Annotated in this window: 19 protein-coding genes; 4 read left to right on the top strand and 15 right to left on the bottom strand. The window is 66.9% G+C overall.

What is annotated here, in order from left to right:
• Positions 1-4: 4 nt before the first annotated feature.
• The 5 genes from LRF89_RS07165 to guaB all read right to left on the bottom strand — a co-directional run bounded on the left by LRF89_RS07165 (position 5) and on the right by guaB (position 6,518).
• Positions 5-811, bottom strand: coding sequence for a glycine/sarcosine N-methyltransferase (locus LRF89_RS07165; RefSeq protein ID WP_201171175.1), 807 nt, complete (start codon positions 809-811; stop codon positions 5-7).
• Positions 812-1,160: 349 nt separating this feature from the next.
• Complete coding sequence (locus LRF89_RS07160; protein WP_238634426.1) at positions 1,161-2,936, bottom strand: helix-hairpin-helix domain-containing protein; 1,776 nt, start codon at positions 2,934-2,936, stop codon at positions 1,161-1,163.
• A 51-nt stretch (positions 2,937-2,987) separates the two neighbouring features.
• The gene (gene tadA / locus LRF89_RS07155) at positions 2,988-3,446 is read right to left on the bottom strand and encodes a tRNA adenosine(34) deaminase TadA (protein WP_338018466.1); all 459 of its coding nucleotides are present in this window, start codon (positions 3,444-3,446) and stop codon (positions 2,988-2,990) included.
• On the bottom strand, positions 3,443-5,032 hold the full coding sequence (guaA, locus tag LRF89_RS07150; RefSeq protein WP_201171202.1) for a glutamine-hydrolyzing GMP synthase: 1,590 nt from the start codon (positions 5,030-5,032) through the stop codon (positions 3,443-3,445). The genes tadA and guaA overlap by 4 nt, the downstream gene beginning before the upstream one ends.
• Positions 5,033-5,051: 19 nt before the next feature.
• A complete protein-coding gene (gene guaB, locus LRF89_RS07145) occupies positions 5,052-6,518 on the bottom strand; it encodes an IMP dehydrogenase (protein ID WP_201171214.1) in 1,467 nt (488 codons plus the stop codon).
• 150 nt (positions 6,519-6,668) lie between these two features.
• On the opposite strand from guaB, the gene xseA reads away from it, so the two are divergent.
• The 3 genes from xseA to LRF89_RS07130 are packed head-to-tail and all read left to right on the top strand — an operon-like array spanning position 6,669 to position 10,081.
• Positions 6,669-8,045: an exodeoxyribonuclease VII large subunit gene (gene xseA / locus LRF89_RS07140; RefSeq protein ID WP_201242946.1), complete on the top strand. Its 1,377-nt coding sequence runs from the start codon at positions 6,669-6,671 to the stop codon at positions 8,043-8,045.
• On the top strand, positions 8,035-8,868 hold the full coding sequence (locus LRF89_RS07135; protein WP_238636842.1) for a peptidoglycan DD-metalloendopeptidase family protein: 834 nt from the start codon (positions 8,035-8,037) through the stop codon (positions 8,866-8,868). Before xseA ends, LRF89_RS07135 begins: the two co-directional genes overlap by 11 nt.
• A gap of 28 nt (positions 8,869-8,896) precedes the next feature.
• The gene (locus LRF89_RS07130) at positions 8,897-10,081 is read left to right on the top strand and encodes a thiolase family protein (RefSeq protein ID WP_201171223.1); all 1,185 of its coding nucleotides are present in this window, start codon (positions 8,897-8,899) and stop codon (positions 10,079-10,081) included.
• A 122-nt stretch (positions 10,082-10,203) separates the two neighbouring features.
• On the opposite strand, the gene LRF89_RS07125 is transcribed toward LRF89_RS07130, so the two are convergent.
• The 3 genes from LRF89_RS07125 to LRF89_RS07115 form a co-directional block, all read right to left on the bottom strand.
• On the bottom strand, positions 10,204-11,157 hold the full coding sequence (locus LRF89_RS07125) for a glutathione S-transferase family protein (protein ID WP_238636841.1): 954 nt from the start codon (positions 11,155-11,157) through the stop codon (positions 10,204-10,206).
• 102 nt (positions 11,158-11,259) lie between these two features.
• Positions 11,260-11,841 carry a hypothetical protein gene (locus LRF89_RS07120; RefSeq protein WP_238636840.1) on the bottom strand — a complete coding sequence of 194 codons (582 nt, stop codon included), beginning with the start codon at positions 11,839-11,841 and terminating at the stop codon, positions 11,260-11,262.
• Positions 11,842-11,949: 108 nt separating this feature from the next.
• Positions 11,950-12,534, bottom strand: coding sequence for a DUF4175 domain-containing protein (locus LRF89_RS07115; protein ID WP_238636839.1), 585 nt, complete (start codon positions 12,532-12,534; stop codon positions 11,950-11,952).
• 269 nt (positions 12,535-12,803) lie between these two features.
• Here LRF89_RS07115 and LRF89_RS07110 point away from each other — a divergent pair, with 269 nt between their 5' ends.
• The gene (locus tag LRF89_RS07110) at positions 12,804-13,550 is read left to right on the top strand and encodes a glutathione peroxidase (protein WP_238636838.1); all 747 of its coding nucleotides are present in this window, start codon (positions 12,804-12,806) and stop codon (positions 13,548-13,550) included.
• Between the two features lie 75 nt (positions 13,551-13,625).
• Here LRF89_RS07110 and LRF89_RS07105 read toward each other — a convergent pair whose 3' ends face one another.
• The 7 genes from LRF89_RS07105 to secD form a co-directional block, all read right to left on the bottom strand.
• On the bottom strand, positions 13,626-14,315 hold the full coding sequence (locus tag LRF89_RS07105) for a TIGR04219 family outer membrane beta-barrel protein (protein WP_238636837.1): 690 nt from the start codon (positions 14,313-14,315) through the stop codon (positions 13,626-13,628).
• 80 nt (positions 14,316-14,395) lie between these two features.
• Positions 14,396-15,955, bottom strand: a complete 1,560-nt coding sequence (locus LRF89_RS07100) for a SpoVR family protein (RefSeq protein WP_238636836.1) — start codon at positions 15,953-15,955, stop codon at positions 14,396-14,398.
• Between the two features lie 55 nt (positions 15,956-16,010).
• Entirely contained in the window at positions 16,011-17,291 is a 1,281-nt protein-coding gene (locus LRF89_RS07095; RefSeq protein WP_201171240.1) for a YeaH/YhbH family protein, read from the bottom strand.
• Positions 17,292-17,315: 24 nt separating this feature from the next.
• Positions 17,316-19,262, bottom strand: coding sequence for a PrkA family serine protein kinase (locus LRF89_RS07090; RefSeq protein WP_201242955.1), 1,947 nt, complete (start codon positions 19,260-19,262; stop codon positions 17,316-17,318).
• Between the two features lie 192 nt (positions 19,263-19,454).
• Positions 19,455-20,426, bottom strand: coding sequence for a cysteine synthase A (locus LRF89_RS07085; RefSeq protein WP_201171245.1), 972 nt, complete (start codon positions 20,424-20,426; stop codon positions 19,455-19,457).
• A 143-nt stretch (positions 20,427-20,569) separates the two neighbouring features.
• A complete protein-coding gene (gene secF, locus LRF89_RS07080; protein WP_201242956.1) occupies positions 20,570-21,532 on the bottom strand; it encodes a protein translocase subunit SecF in 963 nt (320 codons plus the stop codon).
• Between the two features lie 2 nt (positions 21,533-21,534).
• On the bottom strand, positions 21,535-23,391 hold the full coding sequence (secD, locus tag LRF89_RS07075) for a protein translocase subunit SecD (protein WP_201242957.1): 1,857 nt from the start codon (positions 23,389-23,391) through the stop codon (positions 21,535-21,537).

The following is a 23,391-nucleotide window of genomic DNA, read 5'->3' as shown; positions in this document are numbered from 1 at the left end:
CAGGTTATTCCTCCTCCCGATAGGCCTTCTCGGCGACATGGATGAAGAAGTCCGGATCGGCGTCCCGATAGGTCTCCTTGAAGTCGCCGTAGGTCTCGATTTTCTGGAAGCCGACCTCCCGCATCAGCCGCCGCGTGTACTCCTTGCGCAGCGGGAACATGTTCAGGAAATAGGTCGACCCATCGGAGAACGCGTACTTGAACCGCGCCAGCCCGTCGTCCACGTGCTCGGGATAGACCGAGACGTCGTCTCCGCAGTAGTAGTAGGTGTGGCTGGAGTCGTAGCCGTGATCCAGGATGCCGTCGTAGTTGCGCTGGTCCAGGATCAGGACACCGTCGTGGTTGAGGGCGGAGTAGAACTCGGCGAGGGTCTTGCGGCGGTCGCGTTCGTTGAATAGGTGGGTAAAGGAGTTGCCGAGGCAGATGATGGCGTCGTAGCGACCGTGGATGTCTTGGTTCAGCCATCGCCAGTCGACCTGGACGGTGCGCAGAATATGGCCACGTTTTCGCCCATTCTCGAAGGCCTTGGCCAGCATCTCCGCGCTACCATCGGCACTCACGACCTCGAAACCGGCCTCGCGCAGACGAACCGAGTGAAAACCCGTGCCGGTTGCGACGTCGAGTACCCGCTTGGCACCCCGTTTCTTGAGCTCTTGGATGAAGAAGTCACCCTCGCTCTGGGCCCGACTGTCCCAGTCGATCAGGTCGTCCCACTTGTCCACGAACCCGTCGACGTACTCCTCCGTGTAGTGGTCGGTGTCCCGCACCTGGGTCGGGTCCGCCCCGAAGTCCTGCTCAGTCTGAACACTCATAGGTCACCTCTGTCTGGCGATCTTCCCTATCGGCGCACGCGCGCCATGGATACAGTGCCCCGCTTCGGATCGGAGACTTCCACGTCACCGCCAACGCTTGGGCAGGTTGCGAATTGTTCGCCTCTCTACTGCTTCCGATGGTTCTTGTGCGGCATGCGCCCGCGCACCGTGCGGGGCGTGTCTCGGACAGGGGCCTAGGCCCATTTGACGATGCCGAGCCAGCCGCGGGCCGTCGAGCGACTCCGGGTCTCGGCACCTTCCTTTACATGCCTATACGACCGCGTCGGCCGTTAGCGTGGGCATACTGTGCGCGAGATCGGCGGCGAATTCAAGCCCCGGCCCCGCAGGGTCACCGGACCGGACGCAGGCGCTGCTCGGCCGACGCGGATTCCGGAAAGTACTGACGTGACGGGACACAGGCGAGCACGTCGAGTTCGCGCTGGAAGGCCCACCCCTCCCCGGGGTCGACACCCCCCCAAGCATCCAAACCGCCCGGCACAGAGGAGCTTGCCCACCCATCCGCGGCGTATTGCCACCCCTGGCCGACCCGCGCCTCGTCCAGTTCCCTGCGCAACCGCCAGCGATCCCGGCCGAACGGATCCAATGCACCGGAGAAGATCAGCGGCTCAATCTGCTGCGCCGGCGCCGTACCCCCGAAACCGCGGATGATGAGGTCCATCACGCTGCGGTACTCGCCGCCCCGGCGGCGAAGCACCAGACGCTCGGCGGTCTGCCGATCGATCTGCGCAACGGCCCCAAGGCCGAAGAGGACCGTATCCCGGTCCAAGGGACGAAACCCCCAGTCGCTGCGGTTAATATCCGGCGGTAGTACGATCACCCCGTCACTAAGCGCCTCCCGGCACAGATCGACGAGTGCCTCGCGATGGGGGCAAGCCACCCCTTCCGGCCCTCCACCGGCGCCGTAGCGGACGCCGTTGCGGGGGGTAATCCGCTGCAGCGCCCGGTTCAGACGCGCCGCCTGGAACACCGCAGGATAGCGCGCCCGGTAGTAGGCCTGGCGGTAGGCCTCGGTGATCTCGATCAGCGCCGCCGCACGATCGACCACCTGGGCCAGTGCCTGACGGAGCGTGCGCAGCAGGTAGAGCCCCCGGGCGTGAGGCAGCTGACATTGGGTGGCTATGCGCTCGCCCAGCTGGCGCGACAACTCACCCTCATGAGCGTCGGCCCCCTCCTCGCTCAGCCGCTGTGCAAGCGTCACGGCCTCGGCCAGCTCGCAACCGAGCAACCGCGCCAGCGCCACGATGACCTGCTCGCGATAGAGCCAGACGTTGGCCGTCGGGTTGAGGATGTCCTCCAGCTCCGGGTGGGACAGCGGCGGGCGGGTGGCGCCGGTGCGCGCCGCCCGGTAACGCTCCGTCAGGCCCTGCGGCGCCCCGTCCCGGGCGACCACCACGACCTGCGTCACCTCCTCCAGACTGCGCGGCGCCGCCTCGCGCAGGCGCGCCTGCAGCTCCGCCCCCTCCAGCAAGGGGATGCCGGCGGTCTCGCCCCGAGCGATCAGACGCAGCGTGTCCGGGTCATCCCACGGGTAGGCCCAGCGCAAAGGATCGCAGTCACGCCCGCCGTTCAGCGCCCGCGCCAGGCGGGCCATCTCGCGCGTCAGCGCCAGTGTCGGCTCATGACCGACCACGACCTCGATCCCCTGCTCGGGCGCGTCGGCCGGCGCCGGGCCACCGCGGCGCAGTGCCGAGGTCAGCTCGGCCTGCTCGGCACGGCTGGCCACGCGCAAGTGCAGGCGCCGCGCCTCCAGCTCGCGCCCGAAACCGAGGAACGGCAGCCCGTGATCGATGGGGTCGATCCCGTTGAGACCGAGCAGGTTGAGCAGCAGGGAGCCGCTCTGCGGGCCGTAGCCCGCGCCGAAGGTGACGCCGCGGGCCGCCAGGTCCTGAACCACCCAGGAAAGCTCCAGGAGTACGCCAGGCTCCAATCCGAGGCGCGCGAAAGCCGCCATCTCCTGCTCAACCCGGCGGTGATAGCGAACCCGCCGCTCGCCCAGCGCCCGGCGCACGCAGCCGCTGTCGGCAGCGTCCCACAGCCGGTCCCAGGCAGCGCGCTCCAGCGCGCCGCCCCGGAACGGGACAATGGTGGTGGCGTCGTCGTGCATACCGTGACTATAGCCGCGCCGGTGCCAGAGCGTCGACGCGGCCCGGGACAGCTAGCGCCGGGCGCGGAAGAACTCGCGCAGCAGCTCGGCGGCCACAGTGCCGGAGACCCCGGCCGTCACTTCAACGCGATGGTTGTGCCCCGGCAGGCCGAGCAGATCGAACTGACCGCCGCAGGCGCCGGTCTTCGGATCGGAGGCGCCGTAGACCAGCCGACCGATCCGGGCATGGATCATGGCCCCGGCGCACATGAAACAAGGCTCAAGGGTGACGTAGAGGGTGGCCCCGGGCAGACGGTAGGCCCCGGCGGCCTGGCCGGCGGCACGCAGGGCGTTGAGCTCGGCGTGGGCGGTCGGGTCCCGGCTGGCGATGGGGTGGTTCCAGCCCTCGCCGAGGAGCGCCCCGTCGCGGACCACCACCGCCCCCACCGGCACCTCGCCCTGCCCGGCGGCGCACCGGGCCAACTCCAGCGCCCGCGCCATCCACTGCGCGTCGTCCGATGCCCCGTTCACTCCCACTCGATGGTGGCCGGGGGTTTGCCGGAGATGTCGTAGACCACGCGCGAGATGCCGTCGATCTCGTTGATAATGCGCCGCGAGACGTGGTCGAGGAACTCGTAGGGGAGCTGCGCCCAGCGGGCGGTCATGAAATCCACCGTCTCAACGGCGCGCAGGGCGACGACGTACTCGTAGCGGCGGCCGTCCCCGGTCACGCCCACCGATCGCACCGGCAGGAAGACGGCGAAGGCCTGGCTGGTGCGCTCGTACCAGTCCCATCGGCGCAGCTCCTCGATGAAGATCGCATCCGCCCGCCGCAGCAAATCGGCATAGCGCTTGTGGACTTCGCCCAGGATCCGCACCCCCAATCCCGGCCCCGGGAAGGGGTGACGGTAGAGCATATCCGCCGGCAGCCCCAGTTCCAGCCCGACGCGCCGCACCTCGTCCTTGAACAGCTCGCGCAGCGGTTCGACGAGCCTGAGCTTCATCGTCTCGGGCAGCCCACCCACATTGTGGTGCGACTTGATGACGTGGGACTTGCCGCCGGCGTTGCCCGCCGACTCCACCACATCGGGGTAGATCGTGCCCTGGGCCAGGAACTCCACGTCCTCGAGCTTGCCGGCCTCCTCGTCGAAGATCTCGACAAACAGGTTGCCGATGATCCGACGCTTCTCCTCGGGGTCCTCGACCCCGGCCAGCGCGGCCAGGAAGCGATCCTCGGCATCGACATGGATGACCCGCACCCCCATGTGGCGGGCGAAGGTGGCCATAACCTGCTCGGCCTCGCCCAGGCGCAGCAGGCCATTGTCGACGAACACGCAGGTCAACTGCTCACCGATGGCCCGGTGCAGCAGCGCGGCCGTCACCGAGGAATCGACACCGCCGGAGAGCCCGAGGACCACGTGGCGATCACCAACCTGCTCGCGCACCCGCGCGATGCTATCCTCGACGATGTTCCCCGGTGTCCAGTCGCCGGGGCAGCCACAGATCTCGCGCACGAACCGCTCGAGGATGCGGCCGCCCTGGGCGGTGTGGGTGACCTCGGGATGGAACTGCAGGCCGTACCAGCCGCGGGCGTCGTCGCCGATGCCGGCCACCGGCGCCGCCTCGGTCTCGGCAATCACCTGGAAGCCTTCCGGCGGCACCTCGACCCGATCGCCGTGGCTCATCCAGACGTCGAGCAGACCGAAGCCGTCCGCGCTGGCGTGGTCCTCGATATCGCGCAGCAGCCGCGAATGCCCCCGCGCCCGGACCTGGGCGTACCCAAACTCCTTGTGATCCGACGGCGCCACGCGCCCGCCGAGCTGGGCGGTCATCGCCTGCATGCCGTAGCAGATCCCGAGCAGCGGCACTCCGAGTTCGAACACGGCCGCGGGGATGCGCGGGGTCTCAGCGTCGGTGACTGTCTCCGGGCCGCCGGAGAGGATCACCCCGGACGGTGCGAAGTCGCGCACGGCCCGGTCATCGGCATCGCAGGCGCGGATCTCGCAGTACACTCCGCACTCCCGTACGCGACGAGCGATGAGCTGGGTGTACTGCGAACCGAAATCGACAATAAGGATGCGGTGGGCGTGGATATCCGCCCCGGACTGCTCGCTCACAGGCAACGGCTCCGATTGATTACTCGACGCGGTAGTTGGGCGCTTCCTTGGTGATGGTCACGTCGTGGACGTGGCTCTCACGCATGCCGGCGCCGGTGATGCGGGCGAACTGCGGCCGTGTACGCATCTCCTCCATGGTGGCGCAGCCGACGTAACCCATGCTGGCCCGGATCCCGCCGATGAGCTGGTTGACGATGGTGACCATGCTCCCCTTGTAGGGCACCCGGCCCTCGATCCCCTCGGGGACGAGCTTATCCACCGACTGCGACCCCTCTTGGAAGTAGCGATCAGCGCTCCCCTGGCTACCGGACATGGCCCCGAGGGACCCCATCCCGCGGTAGGCCTTGTAGGAACGCCCCTGGTAGAGCTCCACTTCGCCCGGCGCCTCCTCGGTACCGGCCAGCAGGCTGCCGATCATGACCGTGTGCGCCCCGCTGGCCAGCGCCTTGGCGGCATCCCCGGAGAAGCGGACGCCGCCATCGGCGATCAGCGGTACGTCGGTCCCGGCCAGCGCCTGGGAGACGTTGGAAATCGCCGTCACCTGGGGCACCCCGACCCCGGCCACAACGCGGGTGGTGCAGATCGAACCCGGGCCGATGCCCACCTTAACGGCGTCCGCACCGGCCTCGGCCAGCGCCCTCGCCGCATCGCCGGTGGCGATGTTCCCGGCCACCACCTCGACATCGGGGTAGTGCCGTTTGACCCAGCGGACCCGGTCCATGACCCCGCGGGAGTGACCGTGGGCGGTATCCACCACGAGGACATCCACCCCCGCAGCGGCCAACGCCTCGGCGCGCTCTTCGGTGCCCTCACCGACCCCGACAGCGGCGCCGGCCCGCAGACGGCCGTGCTCGTCCTTGCAGGCATTGGGGAAGTCCTGGCTTTTCTGGATGTCCTTGACGGTGATCATGCCGCGCAGGCGGAAGGCGTCATCGACCACCAGGATCTTCTCGATGCGGTGCTGATGCAGCTTGCTCAGCACCTCGTCGCGCTCAGCCCCCTCGCGCACCGTGACCAACCGCTCCTTCGGCGTCATGGCCACGGAGACCGGCTCGCTGACCCGGCTCTCGAAGCGCAGGTCACGCCCGGTCACGATGCCGACGAGCTCCTCGCCGTCGACCACCGGGACCCCCGAAATGCCGTGCTGGCGCGTGAGCTTGAGCACCTCGCCAATGGTCATGAAGGGCGAGACGGTGATCGGCTCCTTGATGATCCCGCTCTCGAACTTCTTGACCCGGCGCACCTCGGCGGCCTGTTGCTCGACGGTCATGTTCTTGTGGATGATGCCCAGCCCGCCTTGCTCGGCCAGGGCAATGGCCAGTCGCGCCTCGGTGACGGTATCCATGGCTGCGGACACCAGCGGGACGTTAACCTGAATTCGGCGCGTCAGCGGAGTGCTCAGATCCACATCCCGAGGGAGCACGTGCGATTCAGCGGGAAGGAGAAGAACGTCATCGAAAGTCAGGGCTTCCTGGGCGATTCGCATGGTGTCGGGACCTCGGGCGGAGACGCTGTCTGAAGATGGAAAAGAGCAGGGTATTTTACGGTGCAGCAGCACCCCCACTCAACAAACTTCCCATGGGCGATAGCGGCGTGTAGGTTGTAATCAGCCAACTGGAGCGAGCCGCCGCCGAGTATGGAGCGCCGCAGCGACGATATCGCCGTCTACAGCCCCTCGCAGCTCAACCAGGAGGTGCGGGGCATGCTCGAGACGGTCCTGCCGTCCATCTGGGTCGAGGGCGAAATCTCGAACCTGGCCCGGCCCTCATCCGGGCACCTGTATTTCACGCTTAAGGATGCCAGTGCCCAGGTCCGCTGTGCGCTGTTCCGCGGCCGCGCCTCGGCGCTTCGGCACCGGCCCGCCGACGGCGACCAGATCCGCGTCCGCGCCAAGGCCAGCCTCTATCCCGCCCGCGGCGAGTTTCAGCTGGTCATCGAGCACCTCGAGCCGGCCGGCGAGGGGGCCCTGCAGCGCGCCTTCGAAGCGCTCAAGCAGCGCCTGGGCGCCGAGGGATTGTTCGACGCGGCAAGCAAGCGCCCCCTGCCCCGCCTGCCGCGCCGGCTCGGGGTCATCACCTCGCCGACCGGCGCCGCCATCCGCGATGTGCTGCAGGTGCTGCAACGGCGCTTCCCGGCGCTGCCGGTGCTGGTCTACCCGGTACCGGTCCAGGGCGATGCCGCCGCACCGGCCATCGTCCGGGCCCTGGAACTCGCCGGCCGCCGGTGCGAGGTCGATACCCTGCTGCTGACCCGGGGCGGCGGCTCGCTGGAAGATCTCTGGCCCTTCAATGAAGAGTCGGTGGCCCGGGCGATCCGCGCCTGTCCGATCCCGGTCGTCAGTGCGGTGGGCCACGAGGTGGATGTCACCATCGCCGATCTGGCGGCGGACCTGCGCGCGCCGACCCCCTCGGCCGCCGCCGAGACCCTGTCACCGGACCGGCACGCCTGGCAGGAGCGACTCGAGCGCATCGGCCACCGCCTGGAGACCGCCGCGCGAAGGCGCCTCGGCCGCGACGCCGAACAGCTGGCGGCGCTCCAGCGCCGGCTGGCAGCACAGCACCCGGGACGGCGGCTGCGCGACCGGGCGCAACGCCTCGACGAGCTGGAGAGTCGACTACACCGCCTGGGCCGACAGGCCCTCGAGATGCGGGGTGCACGGCTTGAAACCGCCAGGCAGCGGCTTCAGGTCCAGGATCCACGCCGGCGCACGGCCCACGAGCGCCGGCGGATCGAAGAGCTGGCGCAGCGGCTGCGTCAGTCCGTGCGTGGCCGGCTGGAGGCCTCGCAGCAGCGCCTCGGCACCGCCTCCCGTGCCCTGCACGCGGTCAGCCCTCTTGCCACGCTGGAGCGCGGCTACGCGGTGGTGCAGCGGGTGCAGGACGGCGCCATCCTGCGCCAGGCCGAAGCCGTGGAGGTGGGCGAGCGCATCCGTGCCCGCCTGGCGCACGGGGCGCTAGACTGTCGGGTCGAAGCCAGACGCACCACGGAGGACCCGTTGCCCGATGCCGACTGAATCCTTGCTCCCCCGCGTCGGAAAAGCAGTCACGGCACTCGCCGCCGCGGTCGGGCTGCTGCTGGCCTCTGCGCTGCATGCCGCCCCATTGCCCGACTGGCCCGTCCCCGGCGGCGTGGCACGGGTTGATCTGGAGACCGATAGGCGGCCGGGCGACGTACGCTATGACGACGAGCCGGTGATGGTGCGCTCCACGCCGGAAGGCTGGCAGGCGGTGGTGGGGATCGGCCTGGACGCCGACCCTGGAACCCACACCCTCAAGGTGGATGGGACCCGGCACACCTTCGAAGTCGAGCCCATCGACTACGAGGAGCAGCACCTGACCATCGACGACGAAGACATGGTCACACCCCCCGAGGAGACGCTGGAGCGCATCTGGGCCGAACAGCGCGAGATCCGAGCCGCCTTTCGCAGCCGCGAGGTCGACACCCAGCCGCGGCTGCACCTGCACACCCCGGTCGCAGAGCACCGGGTTTCGGCCACGTTCGGGCTGCGGCGTTTTCTCAACGGCCAACCCCGCAATCCGCACAATGGTCTCGACATGGCCGCCCCCACCGGCACGCCCATCGAGGCGGCCGAGTCCGGCCGCGTGGTGCAGACCGGAGACTACTACTTCAACGGCAAGACCGTGTTCATCGACCACGGCGCCGGCCTGGTCACCATGTACTGCCACCTGGACGAGATGGACGTCGAAAAGGGCCAGTGGGTAGAGCGTGGCGAGGCAATCGGAACCGTCGGGGAGACCGGACGGGTGACCGGGCCTCATCTGCACCTGAGCGTCATCCTCAACGGCAACACCGTTGACCCCAACCTATTCCTTTAGGACCAACGCGATCGAGAAAGGAGGCATCATGTCCCAGCGTCGAGTCGTCATCTGCTCGCCCACTCGCACACCCATCGGGACGTTCGGCGGGGCCCTCAAGACCGTCCCCGCACCGGATCTCGGTGCCACTGCCATCCGCGGGACACTGGAACGCTCCGGCCTCGACCCGGCGGCCGTGGATACCGTTGTCATGGGCAACGTGATCCAGGCCGGCTGCAAGATGAACCCGGCCCGCCAGGCCTCGATCAATGGCGGTGTCCCCGCCGAGACGCCGGCGCTGACGGTCAACCGCGTCTGCGGCTCCGGCGCCCAGGCCATCGCCAACGCCTTCCAGGAGGTGGCACTCGGCTTCGCCGAAACCGCTGTCGCTGGCGGCATGGAGAACATGGACCGCGCCCCCTACCTGCTGATGCAGGGCCGCTACGGCTACCGCCTCGGCCACCAGCAGATCCTCGACGCCGTGCTCAGCGACGGCCTGAACGACGCCTTCTCCGACCAGCACTCGGGCTGGCATACCGAGGATCTGGCCGAGCAGTATCAGATCACCCGGCAGGAACAGGACGAATGGGCCCTGCGTTCGCAGCAACGCTTCAGCACCGCCCAGTCCGCCGGCCACTTCGAGGCGGAGATCACCCCGGTGGACGTGCCCGGCCGCAAGGGGCCCACGCGCTTCGAGACCGATGAGCACAACCGCGGTGACACCACCCTCGAGGGCCTGCAGAAGCTGCGCCCGGCCTTCCGCAAGGAGGGCACCATCACCGCCGGCAACGCCCCTGGCGTCAACACCGGGGCCGCGGCCATGGTGGTCGCCGAGGAGGAAGCCGCCCGTCAGCACGGACTCACGCCGGCAGCGCGGCTGGTGGCCTACGGCGTCGGCGGGGTCGAGCCGGGGATGTTCGGGATCGGCCCGGTACCGGCGGTCAGGCAGTGCCTGCAGCGCGCCGGCTGGTCCACCGATGAGGTGGGGCGCTGGGAGATCAACGAGGCCTTCGCGGCCATCGCCATCGCCGTCACCCGGGACCTGGGTCTCGATCCGGAGCGGGTTAACGTCGAGGGCGGCGCGGTGGCACACGGCCACCCGATCGGCGCCACCGGCGCGGTGCTCACCACCCGACTTATCCACGCCATGCAGCGCGACGGTGTGGACAAGGGCGTGGTCACCATGTGTATCGGCGGCGGCCAGGGGGTGGCCCTGGCCATCGAGCGGTTGTAAGGCGCGCCCCCCGGACGCCGATCCCCGTCGGCCGATGGCCGTCGGGGACGGAAACGCAGCAAGCCCCGCGGTGCGCGAGCACCCGGGGCTTTTTTGCGTCCTCCGGCCGGACTACGGCTCGGCTACACCGCCTCTCGGCCGTGGGGGGCGTCCAGATCCAACCGCGGCATGCGCGCCACCAGGCCGGTGGGATTGAGAAAGGCGTGGCTCCGGTAGTAATGGTGGCGGATGTGGTCGAAATCCGTGGTCTCGCCGAACGCCGGCATCTGGTAGAGCTCACGCAGGTAGCCCATCAGGTTCGGGTATTCACGGATCTGGCGCTGCGAGCACTTGAAGTGCACGGCATAGACGGCGTCGAAACGGATCAGCGTCGTGTACAGACAGATGTCCGCCTCCGTGAGCCGGTCCCCGCAAAGATAGCGCTGCCGGCCCAGCACCTCCTCCCAGTGGTCCAGGGCCGCGTAAAGGGCATCGGCGGCCTCTTCGTAGGCCTGCTGGCTACCGGCGAAGCCGCAGCGGTAGACGCCATTGTTGATGGGCTGGTAGATGGCGTCGATGGCCGCATCCACGGCCTCGATGCGATCCGCCGGGGCCAGATCCACGTCGTTACCGGCCAGCGCCTCGAAGCGGTGATCGAACATGCGAAGCAGGTCCCGGGACTCGTTGTTGACCAGCGTGCCCTCCCGGCAGTCCCACAGTGCCGGCACGGTCACCCGGCCATTGGCGCGAGGCTCGGCGGCGGTGTAGACCTGATGGAGGTAGTCCGCCCGGTGGATCGGGTCGCCGGTGGCACCAGGGAAGTCGTCGCTCAGCTCCCAGCCATTCTCCAGCATCAGCGGGTGCACCACCGAGACCGAGATCACCGGCTCGAGACCCTTCAGCCGACGGGCGACGAGCACCCGATGCGCCCAGGGGCAAGCCAGGGAGACATACAGATGGTAGCGGCCCGCCTCCGGCGCGAAACGCCCGCCTGGCTCGATCCACTCCCGAAACCGACTCACGTCGCGCTGAAAGCGGCCGGTCTCGTCCCGCTTGTACGACTCCTGCGTCCATTGCCCATCCACCAGCAAGCCCATCATTCCCTCCGGGGCGGCCTCGGCACCGCCTTGGCTGCTAAAAAAAAGGCGGGATGACCACGCTGGTCACCCCGCCCACTCATCCCGGGAGCGTTGCTCCCCTTACTCCAGGCCTTCCGGGACCTGCTGCTGCATACCTTCCTGAACGCGCCGCTGGAGCTCCTCGAGTTCTGACATGAGTTCGGCCGTCTCGGGGTAGTCTTCCTCCATGGCCGCGAGCAGATCCTCTTGGAACTCGCGCATGTCGCGCTCCATGCTTTCGCGAAAATCGTCGTCGCGCATGGCTTCCTGCTGCTCCTGCTGGAGCTGCATCTGCGCTTCGTGGAACTCCTCGGCCAGCTCCTGCTGCTCCTCCTGGGAGACGTCCCCGGCCTCGAAGCGCTCGTAGATCTCCTGCATGCGCGCATAGTGGCGCTCGGGATCGTAGCCAAGATCCTCCATTTTGGCCGTGGCGCGCTCCTCCAGGTGACGCTGCTTCTCCTGGAGTTCGTCGCTGGCCTCGAAGGTCTCCTGCTGGATCTGCCCCAGCTGCCGCTGCAGCTCCTGGAGCCGCTGCTGCGCCTCCATCAATTCCGCGTCCTGGGCCCCGGGGGCCTGTTGCTCGCCCCCCTGAGCCAGCGAGGCCTGCAGCGGGGCTGCGGCAATGAGCAACGCCAGGAGCGCCGCCGTCGTCGTGCGAATCATTGGTGAACTCCCTTAGCTATTCCCACCACGGAAGCGGCCCGGTCGCCCCCGCGCTTGTCCATGGTAGCACTCGAGGACGACGGCGCACCTGTTTCCCCGAGATGCCGTTTACTGAGGCATCTCGCCCTCAGGCATCGGCTGCTCACCGCCCATGCCCTGCTGCATCTCGGCCTGCAGCTCCTCCATCTCCTGCATCAGGGCCTCGGCCTCGGGGTTCTCGTCATACATGGTGTCGATCAGGTCCTGCTCCAGCTGCTGGCGATCCTCCTGCCACGGCTGGACGAAGTCCTCATCCTGCATGGCCTCCTGCTGGGCCTGCTGCAGCTCCATGTGGATCTCCTGATCCTCCTGCATGCGCTGCTGGACCTCTTCCTGGGACATCTCGCCGGAGTGCATGGCCTCCATGGTCTCCTCCAAGCGCTCGATGTCCTGGCGGACGTTGTCGTAGCCCATGTCCTCCATCTGATCCAGCAACCGGTCGTCCAGCTCCTCGGCGCGCTCTTCCAGCTCCGGGTTGGACTCGAGGGTGTCCTGCTGCATCTGACCCAGCTGCTGCTGGATCTCCTGCATGCGCTGCTGGCCCTCGGACATCTGCGGCTGCATGCCCTGGCCGCCCTCCGGAGCCATCTGAGCGTAGGCCCCCGAGGTGGCGAGCATCAGCACAATCGCGGAAGCGGCAGTCTTGCGGAACATATACAACTCCTCATCAAACGGGTTCGGTGCGTTGAAACCGTCGCAACGGCCTTACCCCGGCTGACAGCATCCCGGGGTGGATGGTTCCGGGATAGCGGCACCGAATCGCTCTCCGGCGGACACCGTCGCAAACCGTGCAGCCCCCCATACGGCGCGTATCAGGACTTGAGGCATCTTGTATCAGTTTTTCTTATTGCAACGCTCGGACCGCTGCCGACAGAATATGGATAGTTTTGATCTGTTCTTATTCCAGAACCAAGGAGGCAACGATGTCGCACCCGATGGAAGGACAGCCTATCCCGCGTGTCACCTTCCGGACCCGCGTAAACGGCGAGTGGCAGGACGTCAAGACCGACGAGCTGTTCAAGGGCAAAACGGTGGTGGTGTTCGCCCTGCCGGGGGCTTTCACTCCGACCTGCTCCTCCACCCACCTGCCGCGCTACAACGAGCTGGCGCCGGTGCTCTGGGACAACGGCGTAGATGACATCGTCTGCCTTTCGGTCAACGACGCGTTCGTGATGGAGGAGTGGCGGCGGGATCAGCACGCCGAGAACGTCACCTTCATCCCCGACGGCAACGGGGAGTTCACCGAAGGCATGGGCATGCTGGTGGACAAGAACGACCTGGGCTTCGGCAAGCGCTCCTGGCGCTACGCGATGCTGGTCCGCGACGGCGTCATCGAGAAGATGTTCGTCGAGCCGGAGAAGCCCGGCGACCCGTTCGAAGTCTCCGACGCCGACACCATGCTGCGCCACATCAACCCGGATGCACCACACCCGTCTTTTGTGACCCTGTTCAGCAAGCCGGGGTGTCCGCACTGTTCCCGCGCCAAGGCGCTGCTCGAGGAGCACGGCTACGACTACGAGGAGATCTGCCTCGGCGAGGGCATCACCACCCGCTCGGTACGGGCAGCCACCGGCTCGGGCACGGTGCCGCAGGTCTTGATCGACGGGCGTCTGGTCGGCGGTGCCGACGACCTGGAGGCGCGACTGGGCCGGGCCCGCTCGGCGGCCTGATCCGGCTGCGGCCGTGTCAAAAGACCCGGGGCGGCCCCGCGCTGCCCCGGGTCTTTTATTGTGTCGGCATCCGGCCTAGAAACGCAGGAAGGCGCCGGCGTACGGTCCGCTGAAGTCCACGTCCAGGGTCACGTCACTGAAGTCGTCCATGTCCACCGAGAACTCCCGATAGCCAAGCATCGCCCCCGTGTACCAGCGCCGGTAGACCAGGTGGGCGCGGAAGTCGGTGATCGAATGATCCCCCACCGGCAGCGTCTGCAAAGAGCCCTCGAACCCAATCCGCGAGCCGGGGATATCCACACCCACCCGGCCGAAGAACATCGGTAGGGTTCCGGAGAGTGAGGTGTCGGGATCTACCTGAGCCTGCGGGGTACGCACCTCGCCATCGAAGTGGCGCGCGGTGACGCCCACATCGATGCCCACCATCGGCAGCGGCAGCGGCGACCAGAACAGGGTCAGGTCCGTGTGGTCGAGGTTGACCACGGTGCTACCGGTCCCCTCCTGCTCCAGGTTGGTCTGCTCAAGCCGGACACTGGGCACGCCGGGGAGGATGTGATCCCACTCGAACCAGAGGTTCCAGTCCCGATCGCTGTCGAGGTCGATGCCATCCCCCTCGACGTCTTCGCCAAGAATCTCCCCTTCCGGGTCGTGGAACCAGAGATTCGCACCGCCGGAGATGCCCATGATCCCGCCGGTGGCGTGCGCGGCCCCGGCTCCGAGAACCAGCGCCGCCGCCGTGAATCCACTGAGTAGGGTTCGCCGCATGCGTTACTCCTGCACTGTCAAAAGCGTTGCCCTGAGCATACCACCCCGCCGCAGCCGCCCCAATCGGCGTCCGCCGCCCTTCAGGCCACCGGATCCGCGGGGGACATCTGGGGAAACTCGTTGATCACCCGTTCCGTCTCCGGGTCCACCTCGTAGAGCTTCACATCGTAGCCCCAGAGGTTGGCCAGGTGCCGCAGCACCGCCGTGGCCTCGCCCTTGTCCAGGATGACCCCGTCGCTGACCCGGTGCTCGAGCACCAGGGTCCGGTCCCCGGCCAGATCCACGTCCACCACCTGGATATCCGGTTCCAGCCGGGCCACGTCGTGGCGCTGCGCCAGTGAGCGCCGCACCGCCCGGTAGCCGGCATCGTCGTGGATCGCGTCGACCACCAGCTCGGGCTCGTCGGCGTCATCGTGGACCCGGAAGAGACGGAAATCGCGGATGACCCGGGGGCTGAGGAACTGCAGGATGAAGCTCTCGTCGCGGTACTCCTGCCAGGCGTGGTGCCAGACACCGAGCCAGTCCCCGCTGCCGGCCACCTCCGGGAACCAGCGCCGGTCCTCGTCAGTGGGATCGGTGGCCATGCGCCGGAGATCCTCCAGAATGGCGAACCCGAGGGCGTAGGGATTGATGCCCGAGTAGCGCGGATCGTCGAACTCCGGCTGGAAGACCACGCTGGTGTGGCTGTGCAGGAACTCCAGAAAGGCGCCGTCGGTCAACTGCCCGTTCTCGTGGAGCCGGTTCATGATGTAGTAGTGCACCGCCGTGGCGCAGCCCTCGTTCATCACCTTGGTCTGCTTCTGCGGATAGAAGTACTGCGCCACATTGCGCACGATGCGCAGCACCTCCCGCTGCCAGTGCTCCAGGCGCGGCGCGCGCTTTTCGAGGAAGTACAGGAGGTTCTCCTCCGGCAGCCCCAGCCGCTGCATACGCAGCTCCACCGGGTCCGCGCCGCCGGGCAGCTCGCCGTCCGGATCCGTGGGCACGGTGCGCCAGAGATCGTTGTAGGTCTGCTCCTCGTAGCGAATCCGCTCGATCTCGCGGTCGCGCTCCTCGCGCAGGCTACGCGTCTGCGGCTTGGGGTAGCGGTGCACCCCCTGGCTCATCAGGGCGTGGGCGGCGTCGAGCACCCGCTCGACCGCCTGCACCCCGTAGCGCTCCTCGCACTCGGCGATGTAGCCCTTGGCGAAATCCAGGTAGTCGAGAATGCCCTCGGCGTCGGTCCACTCCCGAAAGAGGCGGTTGTTCTTGAAGAAGTGATTGTGGCCGAAGGCGGCGTGGGCCACCACCAACGTCTGCATGGTGAGCGTGTTCTCCTCCATGATGTAGGAGATGCACGGCTTCGAGTTGATGACGATCTCGTAGGCGAGCCCGGTGTAGCCCTTGCGATAGAGCATTTCGTCCCGGGCGAAGTGCTTGCCGAAGGACCAATGCCGATAAAACAGCGGCATCCCCATCGAGGCGTAGGCATCGAGCATCTGCTCGGAGCTGATGACCTCGATCTGGTTGGGATAGATGTCGAGCTTGAGCTCCTCGCCGGCAATCCGCTCGATGGCGTCGTAGACGCGCATCACATCGCGGTAATCCCAGTCGAGGCCGGTGAACAGGGGTTTTTGCTGAACCGCCGCATTCGATGCCATCGGGATCCTCTCCAGTCTCTGAGGGTTCAGGGGGTCAAGGTTCAGCGCTCAGGGTTCAAGCCTTCAGTTCAGCCGGCGTGAAGAGGTCCCGGAACACCGGGAAGATGTCTCCGCGGGTCTGCACCCGGCGCATGGCCAGGGGCGACTCCCCGCGGGCCAGCCGGTCGTAGGCCCGCCACAGGTCCGACGGGACATGGAAGGCCTGCCCGCCACCCACCTCGATGTAGGCGAAGTACTGGCACAGGGGAAGGATCCCGTCGGCCATCAGCCGGGTGGTGGCCGGGTTGTCCGCGGGGGTGTTATCCCCGTCCGAGGCCTGCGCCCCGTAGATGTTCCAGTCGTTGACGGGATAACGGTCCTCGATGATGTCACGCATCATCGTCAGCGCCGGCGAGACCAACGTCCCCCCAGTCTCGCGGGAGTAGAAGAAGGTGTCCTCGTCGACCTCCTGCGCGATGTGGGTATGGCGGATGAAGACGATATCCACATGGCGGTAACGGCGCTCGAGGAAGAGGTAGAGGAGCATGAAGAACCGCTTGGCAAGATCCTTCATGTCCTCGGTCATTGAGCCGGAGACGTCCATCAGGCAGAACATCACCGCCTGGGAGATCGGCTGCGGAACGTGGTCAAAGCGGTTATAGCGGATGTCGACCGGATCGATGTAGGGGATCGCCCGGGACCGCTCCTGTTTGCTTCGGCGGAGCTCGATGAGTTCGCGCAGCCGCTCCGGCTCGGCACCGGAGCGCTCCAGACGATCAATCTCCTCGTCTAGGGCCTGCAGATCCTCCCCCTTGGGGCGGCGCAGGGCAATGCGCCGTGACAGGGAGTTGCGCATGGTCCGCTCGACATTGAGGTTCGAGGGGGAGCCGCTGACCGAATAGCCCGCGCGCTGCTGGGTGTACTGCTCGGTCTTCTTGACCTGGCGCTTGACCAGATCCGGCAACTCCAGGCCCTCGAAGAAGAGGTCGAGGAACTCGTCGCGGCTGACAGCAAAGGTGAACTCGTCTTCCCCCTCGCCATCGGGGCTACCCTCGCGCCCGCCACCACTGCCCTGCCCTTCGGGGCGCGGAATGGTATCGCCGACCACGTACTCCTTGTTGCCGGGAACCACGTGCTCGCGCACCCCGCGGTCGGCGGCCTTGCGAAAGCTCGGCTCGTGGAGGCCGTCGGCGGGGATGGTGATCTGCTCCCCACCGGCCACGTCGGTCACCTTGCGCCGGCCGGAAGCCTCGTTGACGGCATCCAGCACCTGGCGCTTGGCCCGTCTGAGGAAACGCTGGCGGTTGGCCAGGCTCTTGCCCTTCGGATTGCGGCGCCGGTCGATGATATTGACCAAGGACGCACCCCCCTTCTTGCCGGATCAGCCGGCCTGCTTGACGCGCATGTACCACTCCACCAGGCGTCTCACCTGGCGCTCGGTGTAGCCCCGCTCGACCATCCGCCGGACGAACTCGCTGTGCTTGCGCTCCGTCTCCGAGTCGCCCTTGGTGGTAAAGCTGATCACCGGCAGCAGATCCTCCACCTGACTGAACATCCGCTTCTCGATGACCTCGCGGATCTTCTCGTAGGAGGTCCAGCTCGGCATCTGCCCGCCCTGCTGCGCCTTGGCACGCAGCGCGAACTTGACCACCTCATTGCGGAAGTCCTTCGGATTGGCGATGCCCGCCGGCTTCTCGATCTTAGTCAGCTCCTGGTTCAGCGCCTGGCGGTCCATCAGCTGCCCGGTGTCGGGATCTTTGAAGTCCTGGTCCTCGATCCAGGCATCGGCATACCCCACGTAGCGCTCGAAGAGGTTCTGACCGAAATCATCGTAGGACTCCAAATACGCCTTCTGGATCTCGTTGCCGATGAACTCCGCATACCGCGGGGCCAGCTCGGCCTTGATGATCTCCAGGTACTTGCGCTCGGTCTCCTCCGGGAACTGCTCGCGCTTGATGTTCTGCTCGAGCAGGTACAGCAGGTGGACCGGGTCAGCGGCCACTTCCTCGGTCTCGTAGTTGAAGGTCTGCGAGAGGACCTTGAAGGCGAAGCGCGTCGAGATCCCGTCCATCCCTTCGTTGACCCCGGCCTGGTCCCGGTACTCCTGCATCGACTTCGCCTTGGGATCCGTCTCCTTGAGGCTCTCGCCGTCGTAGATCCGCATCTTCGAGTAGAGGCTGGAGTTCTCGTGCTCCTTGAGCCGGGTGAGCACCGAGAACCGCGCCATGATCTCCAGGGTCCACGGCGCGCAGGGCGCGTCGGCGAGCTCGCTCTCCCGGATCAGCTTGTCGTAGATCTGCCGCTCCTCGGAGACGCGCAGGCAGTACGGCACCTTGATTACCGAGATCCGGTCGAGGAACGCTTCGTTGTTCTTGTTGTTGCGGAAGCTCTGCCACTCCGACTCGTTGGAGTGCGCCATGACCAGGCCGTGGAACGGGATTGCACCGATGTTCTCGGAGCCGACGTAGTTGCCCTCCTGGGTGGCCGTGAGCAGCGGATGGAGCATCTTGATCGGCGCCTTGAACATCTCCACGAACTCGAGGATGCCCTGGTTGGCGCGGTTGAGGCCGCCGGAGTAGCTGTAGGCATCCGTATCGTTCTGGCTGTAGAGCTCCAGCTTGCGGATGTCCACCTTGCCCACCAGCGAGGAGATGTCCTGGTTGTTCTCGTCGCCGGGCTCTGTCTTGGCCACCGCGATCTGCCGCAGCTTGGACGGATAGAGGCGAACCACCCGGAAGCGGTTGAGATCGCCGCCGAACTCGTCGAGGCGCTTGACCGCCCAGGGCGAGAGCAGCCCGCTGAGCTTGCGCCGCGGGATGCCGAAGCGCTCCTCCAGCTCCGGGCCGTGCTGGTCCGGATCGAAGAGCCCCAGCGGGCTCTCAAAGATCGGGCTGATCTCCTCGCCGGCCTTGAGGACGTAGACCGGGTAGCGCTCCATCAGCTGCTTGAGCCGCTCGGCCAGCGAGGACTTGCCACCGCCGACCGGACCGAGGAGATAGAGGATCTGCTTGCGCTCCTCCAGCCCCTGGGCCGCGTAGTTGAGGAAACCGACCAGCCGCTCGATGGTCTCCTCCATGCCGTAGAAGTCCTCGAAGGCCGGATAGATCTTCAGGGTGCGGTTGAGGAAGATGCGCCCCAGTCGCTCATCCTTCGAGGTGTCGTAGACCTGCGGCTCACCGATCGCCGCTACCAGCCGCTCGGCCGGGGAGGCGTAGGCCATCGGGTCGTCCCGGCAGAGTTCCAGATACTCGGCCAGGGTCAGCTGCTGCTCCTGGCGGCGTTCGTAGCTGCGAGCGTAGCGGGCAATCAGGTCTTCGGCGGTATCCATATGCAGCACCCCCCTCACGGAGTCTTGAGGTGAAGTCGCGAAAGAACGAAGGCGGCTCCGTTTGATTGGACGCAAAAATGCGCACGAATGTTCCGGAAGAAAGGCGGCGCCCGGCGCAAACCGCCGGCGGGGTCGACTGGCCATGCCCCCGGACGAGACCGGGCGGCGACCGAACCACGGCAGCGGAGGGGTTCAGGCGAGTCCCCGCTCCGCCAGCCAGGCCTCGTTGAAGAGTCTCGAGTAATAGCGGCCCCCTCCATCACAGAGGATCGTCACCACCGTGTGCCCGGGACCGAGCTCCTCGGCGGCGCGGATCGCCCCGCAGACATTGACCCCCGACGAGCTGCCCAGGAACAGCCCCTCTTCCCTCAGGAGCCGGTAGACCATCGGCACCGATTCGGTATCCGGTATGCAGAACGCGTCATCGATGTCCGTATCCTGAAGATTAGCTGTTACACGGCTACTGCCAATCCCCTCGGTGATGGAATTGCCTGCCGACGGGGATGGCTCACCCTCGCGCACGAAACTATAGAGGGCGCTGCCCGCCGGGTCGGCCAAGTAGATGCGCGTATCCGGCGCGCGTTCCTTGAGCGCCCGAGAGACCCCGGCCAGGGTCCCGCCGGTTCCGGTAGCCGCCACGAAGGCGTCCACCCGGCCACCGGCCTGCGCCCAAATTTCCGGCCCGGTGGTGCGGTAATGGCCCTGGCGGTTGGCGGTGTTGTCAAACTGGTTCGCCCAGACCGCGTTGTCCATCTCTGCAGCCATGCGGCCGGCAACCTTCTGGTAGTTGCCCGGATCACGGTAGGGGGCGGCGGGTACGGTATGCACCTCGGCACCGAGGGTGCGCAGCAGGTCGATCTTCTCCTGGCTCTGCGTCTCGGGGATGACAATGACGCAGCGATAGCCGCGTGCGTTACAGATATGGGCAAGCCCGATCCCGGTATTCCCGGCGGTGCCCTCCACTACGGTCCCGCCGGGGCGCAACTCGCCGCTGCGCTCGGCGGCCTGGATGATCGCCAGCGCCGCCCGATCCTTGACGGACCCGCCCGGATTCATGAATTCAGCCTTGCCGAGGATCTCGCAGCCGGTCTCCTCGCTCAGCCTCGGCAGGCGAATCAGCGGCGTATTCCCGACCGCGCCGACGAACCCATCGCAGATCGACATGCTTGACTCCCGCTTGCTTGACTTTCCCCAATCCTCAGGGGGTGTGGGGACAGCATAGCGCGGAGCCGTCGCAGAAATCAGCGGGAAAGTTGCAGGGCTGACACACGCCGGCTCCCGGGGGGGCGCCCCCGGGAGCGCAGCGGTCACGGGCGCTCGGCGGGGGGAATCGCCGATTCGTGATCCTCCTGGTCCTGTCCCTCCTTCTCAGGCGGCAGGAGGTCCTGCTTGCTCACGCCCATGGCCAGCGAGGAGGCGCTGGCGATGAAGATCGACGAGTAGGTACCAACCAGGACACCGACGAGCAACGCCATGGCGAAGCCGTGGATGATTTCGCCGCCGAGCAGCAGCAGCGAGCCGACCACCAGCAGCGTCGTGAACGAGGTTACCAGGGTCCGGGACAGTGTCTGGTTGATCGCCAGGTTCATGACGTACTCGGTGGTGCCCTTGCGCACCTTGAGGAAGTTCTCGCGGATCCGGTCGGAGACCACGATGGTGTCGTTGAGCGAGTAGCCGATGGTCGCCAGCAGCGCCGCCAGCACGGTCAGGTCGAAGGTCAGGCGGGTGAGCGAGAAGAACCCGAGGATGAGCACGATATCGTGGACCAGCGCCGCCACCGCGCCGAGGGCGAAGCGGTACTCGAAACGGAAGGCCACGTAGACCAGCACACCGCCGAGGGCGTAGAGCAGCGCCAGCAGGCCCTGCTCGGTGAGTTCACGGCCAATCTGGGGGCCGACGAACTCGACCCGCCGGAGTTCGACGCCGTCGTGGGCCTCGCGCAGCTTGGCCAGGATCTCCTCGGAGACCGCCGCCTGCTCCACGTCCTCCATCGGCGGGATGCGCACCATGATCTCGCGCGGCGAGCCGAAGTGCAGAACCTGGGCATCCGCATAATCGGTCCCCTGCAGCGCCGCCTCGACCTCGGCGACCTCCACGGACTCCTCGTAGCCGACCTCGACCAGGGTCCCGCCGGTGAAGTCGATGCCCAGATTCAGCCCCTGCCAGAGCAGCGAGCCGATGGAGAGCACCAGGAGCACCGCCGAGAGCCCGAAGCCGATACGGCGCCGGCCGAGGAAGTCGAAGTTGGGATCGTTCTTGAAGATCTCCATGGCTAGATCTTGAGCTCCGAGACCTTACGCCCGCCGTAGATCAGATTGATCACGGCCCGCGTGCCGACAATGGCGGTGAACATCGACGTGGCCAGACCGATGGCCAGCGTCACGGCGAAGCCCTGGACCGGCCCCGTGCCGAAGAGGAACAGCACCAGGGCGGCGATCAGCGTGGTGACATTGGCGTCGGCGATGGTCGACAGCGCCTTGCCGTAGCCCGCATCGATGGCGGTCTGGATCGGCGCGCCGGCCTTCAGCTCCTCACGGATGCGCTGGAAAATGAGCACATTGGCGTCCACCGCCATACCCACGGTCAGCACGATCCCGGCAATGCCCGGCAACGTCAGCGTCGCCTGGAGCATAGAGAGCACGGCGACGATGATCACCAGGTTGCTTAAAAGGGCCAGGTTGGCCACCAGGCCGAAGGTCCGGTAGTAGAGAGCCATGAAGGCGATCACCAGCAGGAAGCCGATCACCACCGCCATGAAGCCGCGCTCGACGTTTTCCGCACCCAGGCTTGGCCCGATGGTGCGCTCCTCGACGATGTCGATCGGAGCCGCCAAGGCACCGGCACGCAGCAGCAGCGCCAGGTTGCTGGCCTCTTGGCTGGAGTCCAGGCCAGTGATCCGGAAGCGGCTGCCGAGCCCCTCACGGATCCGCGCCACCGAGATCACCTCCTCGATCTCGCGGATCACTCGCTCCGGCTCGCCATCGATCATCTCGGTCTCGGAGACCCGCTCCTGGAAGAGCACGGCCATGTGATCGCCGACCCGATCCCGGGTGGCGCGATTCATGATCCGCCCGCCGGTGCCCGAGAGGCGGATGTTCACCTCCGGCGAACCACTCTCCTGATCAAAACCCGACGAGGCGTCGATGATCCGATCCCCCGAGAGGATGCGCTGGCGCTCCAGGGCCACGTAGCCGCCATCCCGCTGCGGGAAGACCTCTGCGCCCTCAGGCGGATCATCCGGGTCGCCGGTGAAAGGGAAGTTGGCGTGATCGACAAAGCGGAACTCCAGGGTCGCCGTGGCGCCGAGGATCTCCTTGGCCTGCCCCGGGTCCTGGATGCCGGGCAGCTGGACCACGATCCGATCCGCCCCCTGGCGCTGGACCACCGGCTCGGCGACGCCCAGCTCGTCAACCCGGTTGCGCAGCGTGGTGATATTCTGCTGGACCGCCAGGTCCTTCATCTCCTGAAGCTCCTCCTCGTCCATGGAGGCGATCAGGAGGTAGGCGTCTTCGTTCGTCTCCTCGCTGTAGGCGAGCCCGTCGATGTGCTCCTCAAGCGCGCTGCGGGCCCGCTCGCGCAGCTCCGAGTCCACGAAGGCCATGCGGATCTGCTGCTCGTCGGTCACCTCCAGCGCGGAGAAGCGGATCCGCTCCTCCCGGAACAGGGTCCGGATATCCTGCTGGTGCCCCTCCATGGTCTCGCCGACCATGGCGTCGATGTCCACTTGGAGCAGGAAGTGCACCCCACCGCGCAGGTCCAGCCCGAGGAACATCGGCTCGGCTCCCAAGGCCCGGAGCCATTGCGGCGTCGACGGCACGAGCGTCATCGCAACGGAGTAGTCCCGGTCGAGCTTGGCGGAGATCAGATCCGAGGCCCGCATCTGCTCGTCCGTGGAGCCGTAACGCAGCACCCACTGCCCTTCCAGCACCTCCGCCGAGAGTGGCTTGTAGCCTTCCTCCTCGAGGAAGGAGAGGACATCGGACTGGACTTCCTCGCTTGGCACCTCGTCGTCGCCGGTGGTGATCACCACCGACGGGTCCTCGCCGAAGAGGTTGGGCAGCGCGAAGAGGCCGCCGACCACCAGGACGGCGACCACCAGCAGGTATTTCCAGAGCGGATAGCGGTTCAA

The sequence above is a fragment of the Halorhodospira sp. 9621 genome, from assembly GCF_022228055.1.
Lineage (GTDB): Bacteria > Pseudomonadota > Gammaproteobacteria > Nitrococcales > Halorhodospiraceae > Halorhodospira > Halorhodospira halophila_A.
This window is presented reverse-complemented; position numbering and strand designations above follow the sequence as displayed.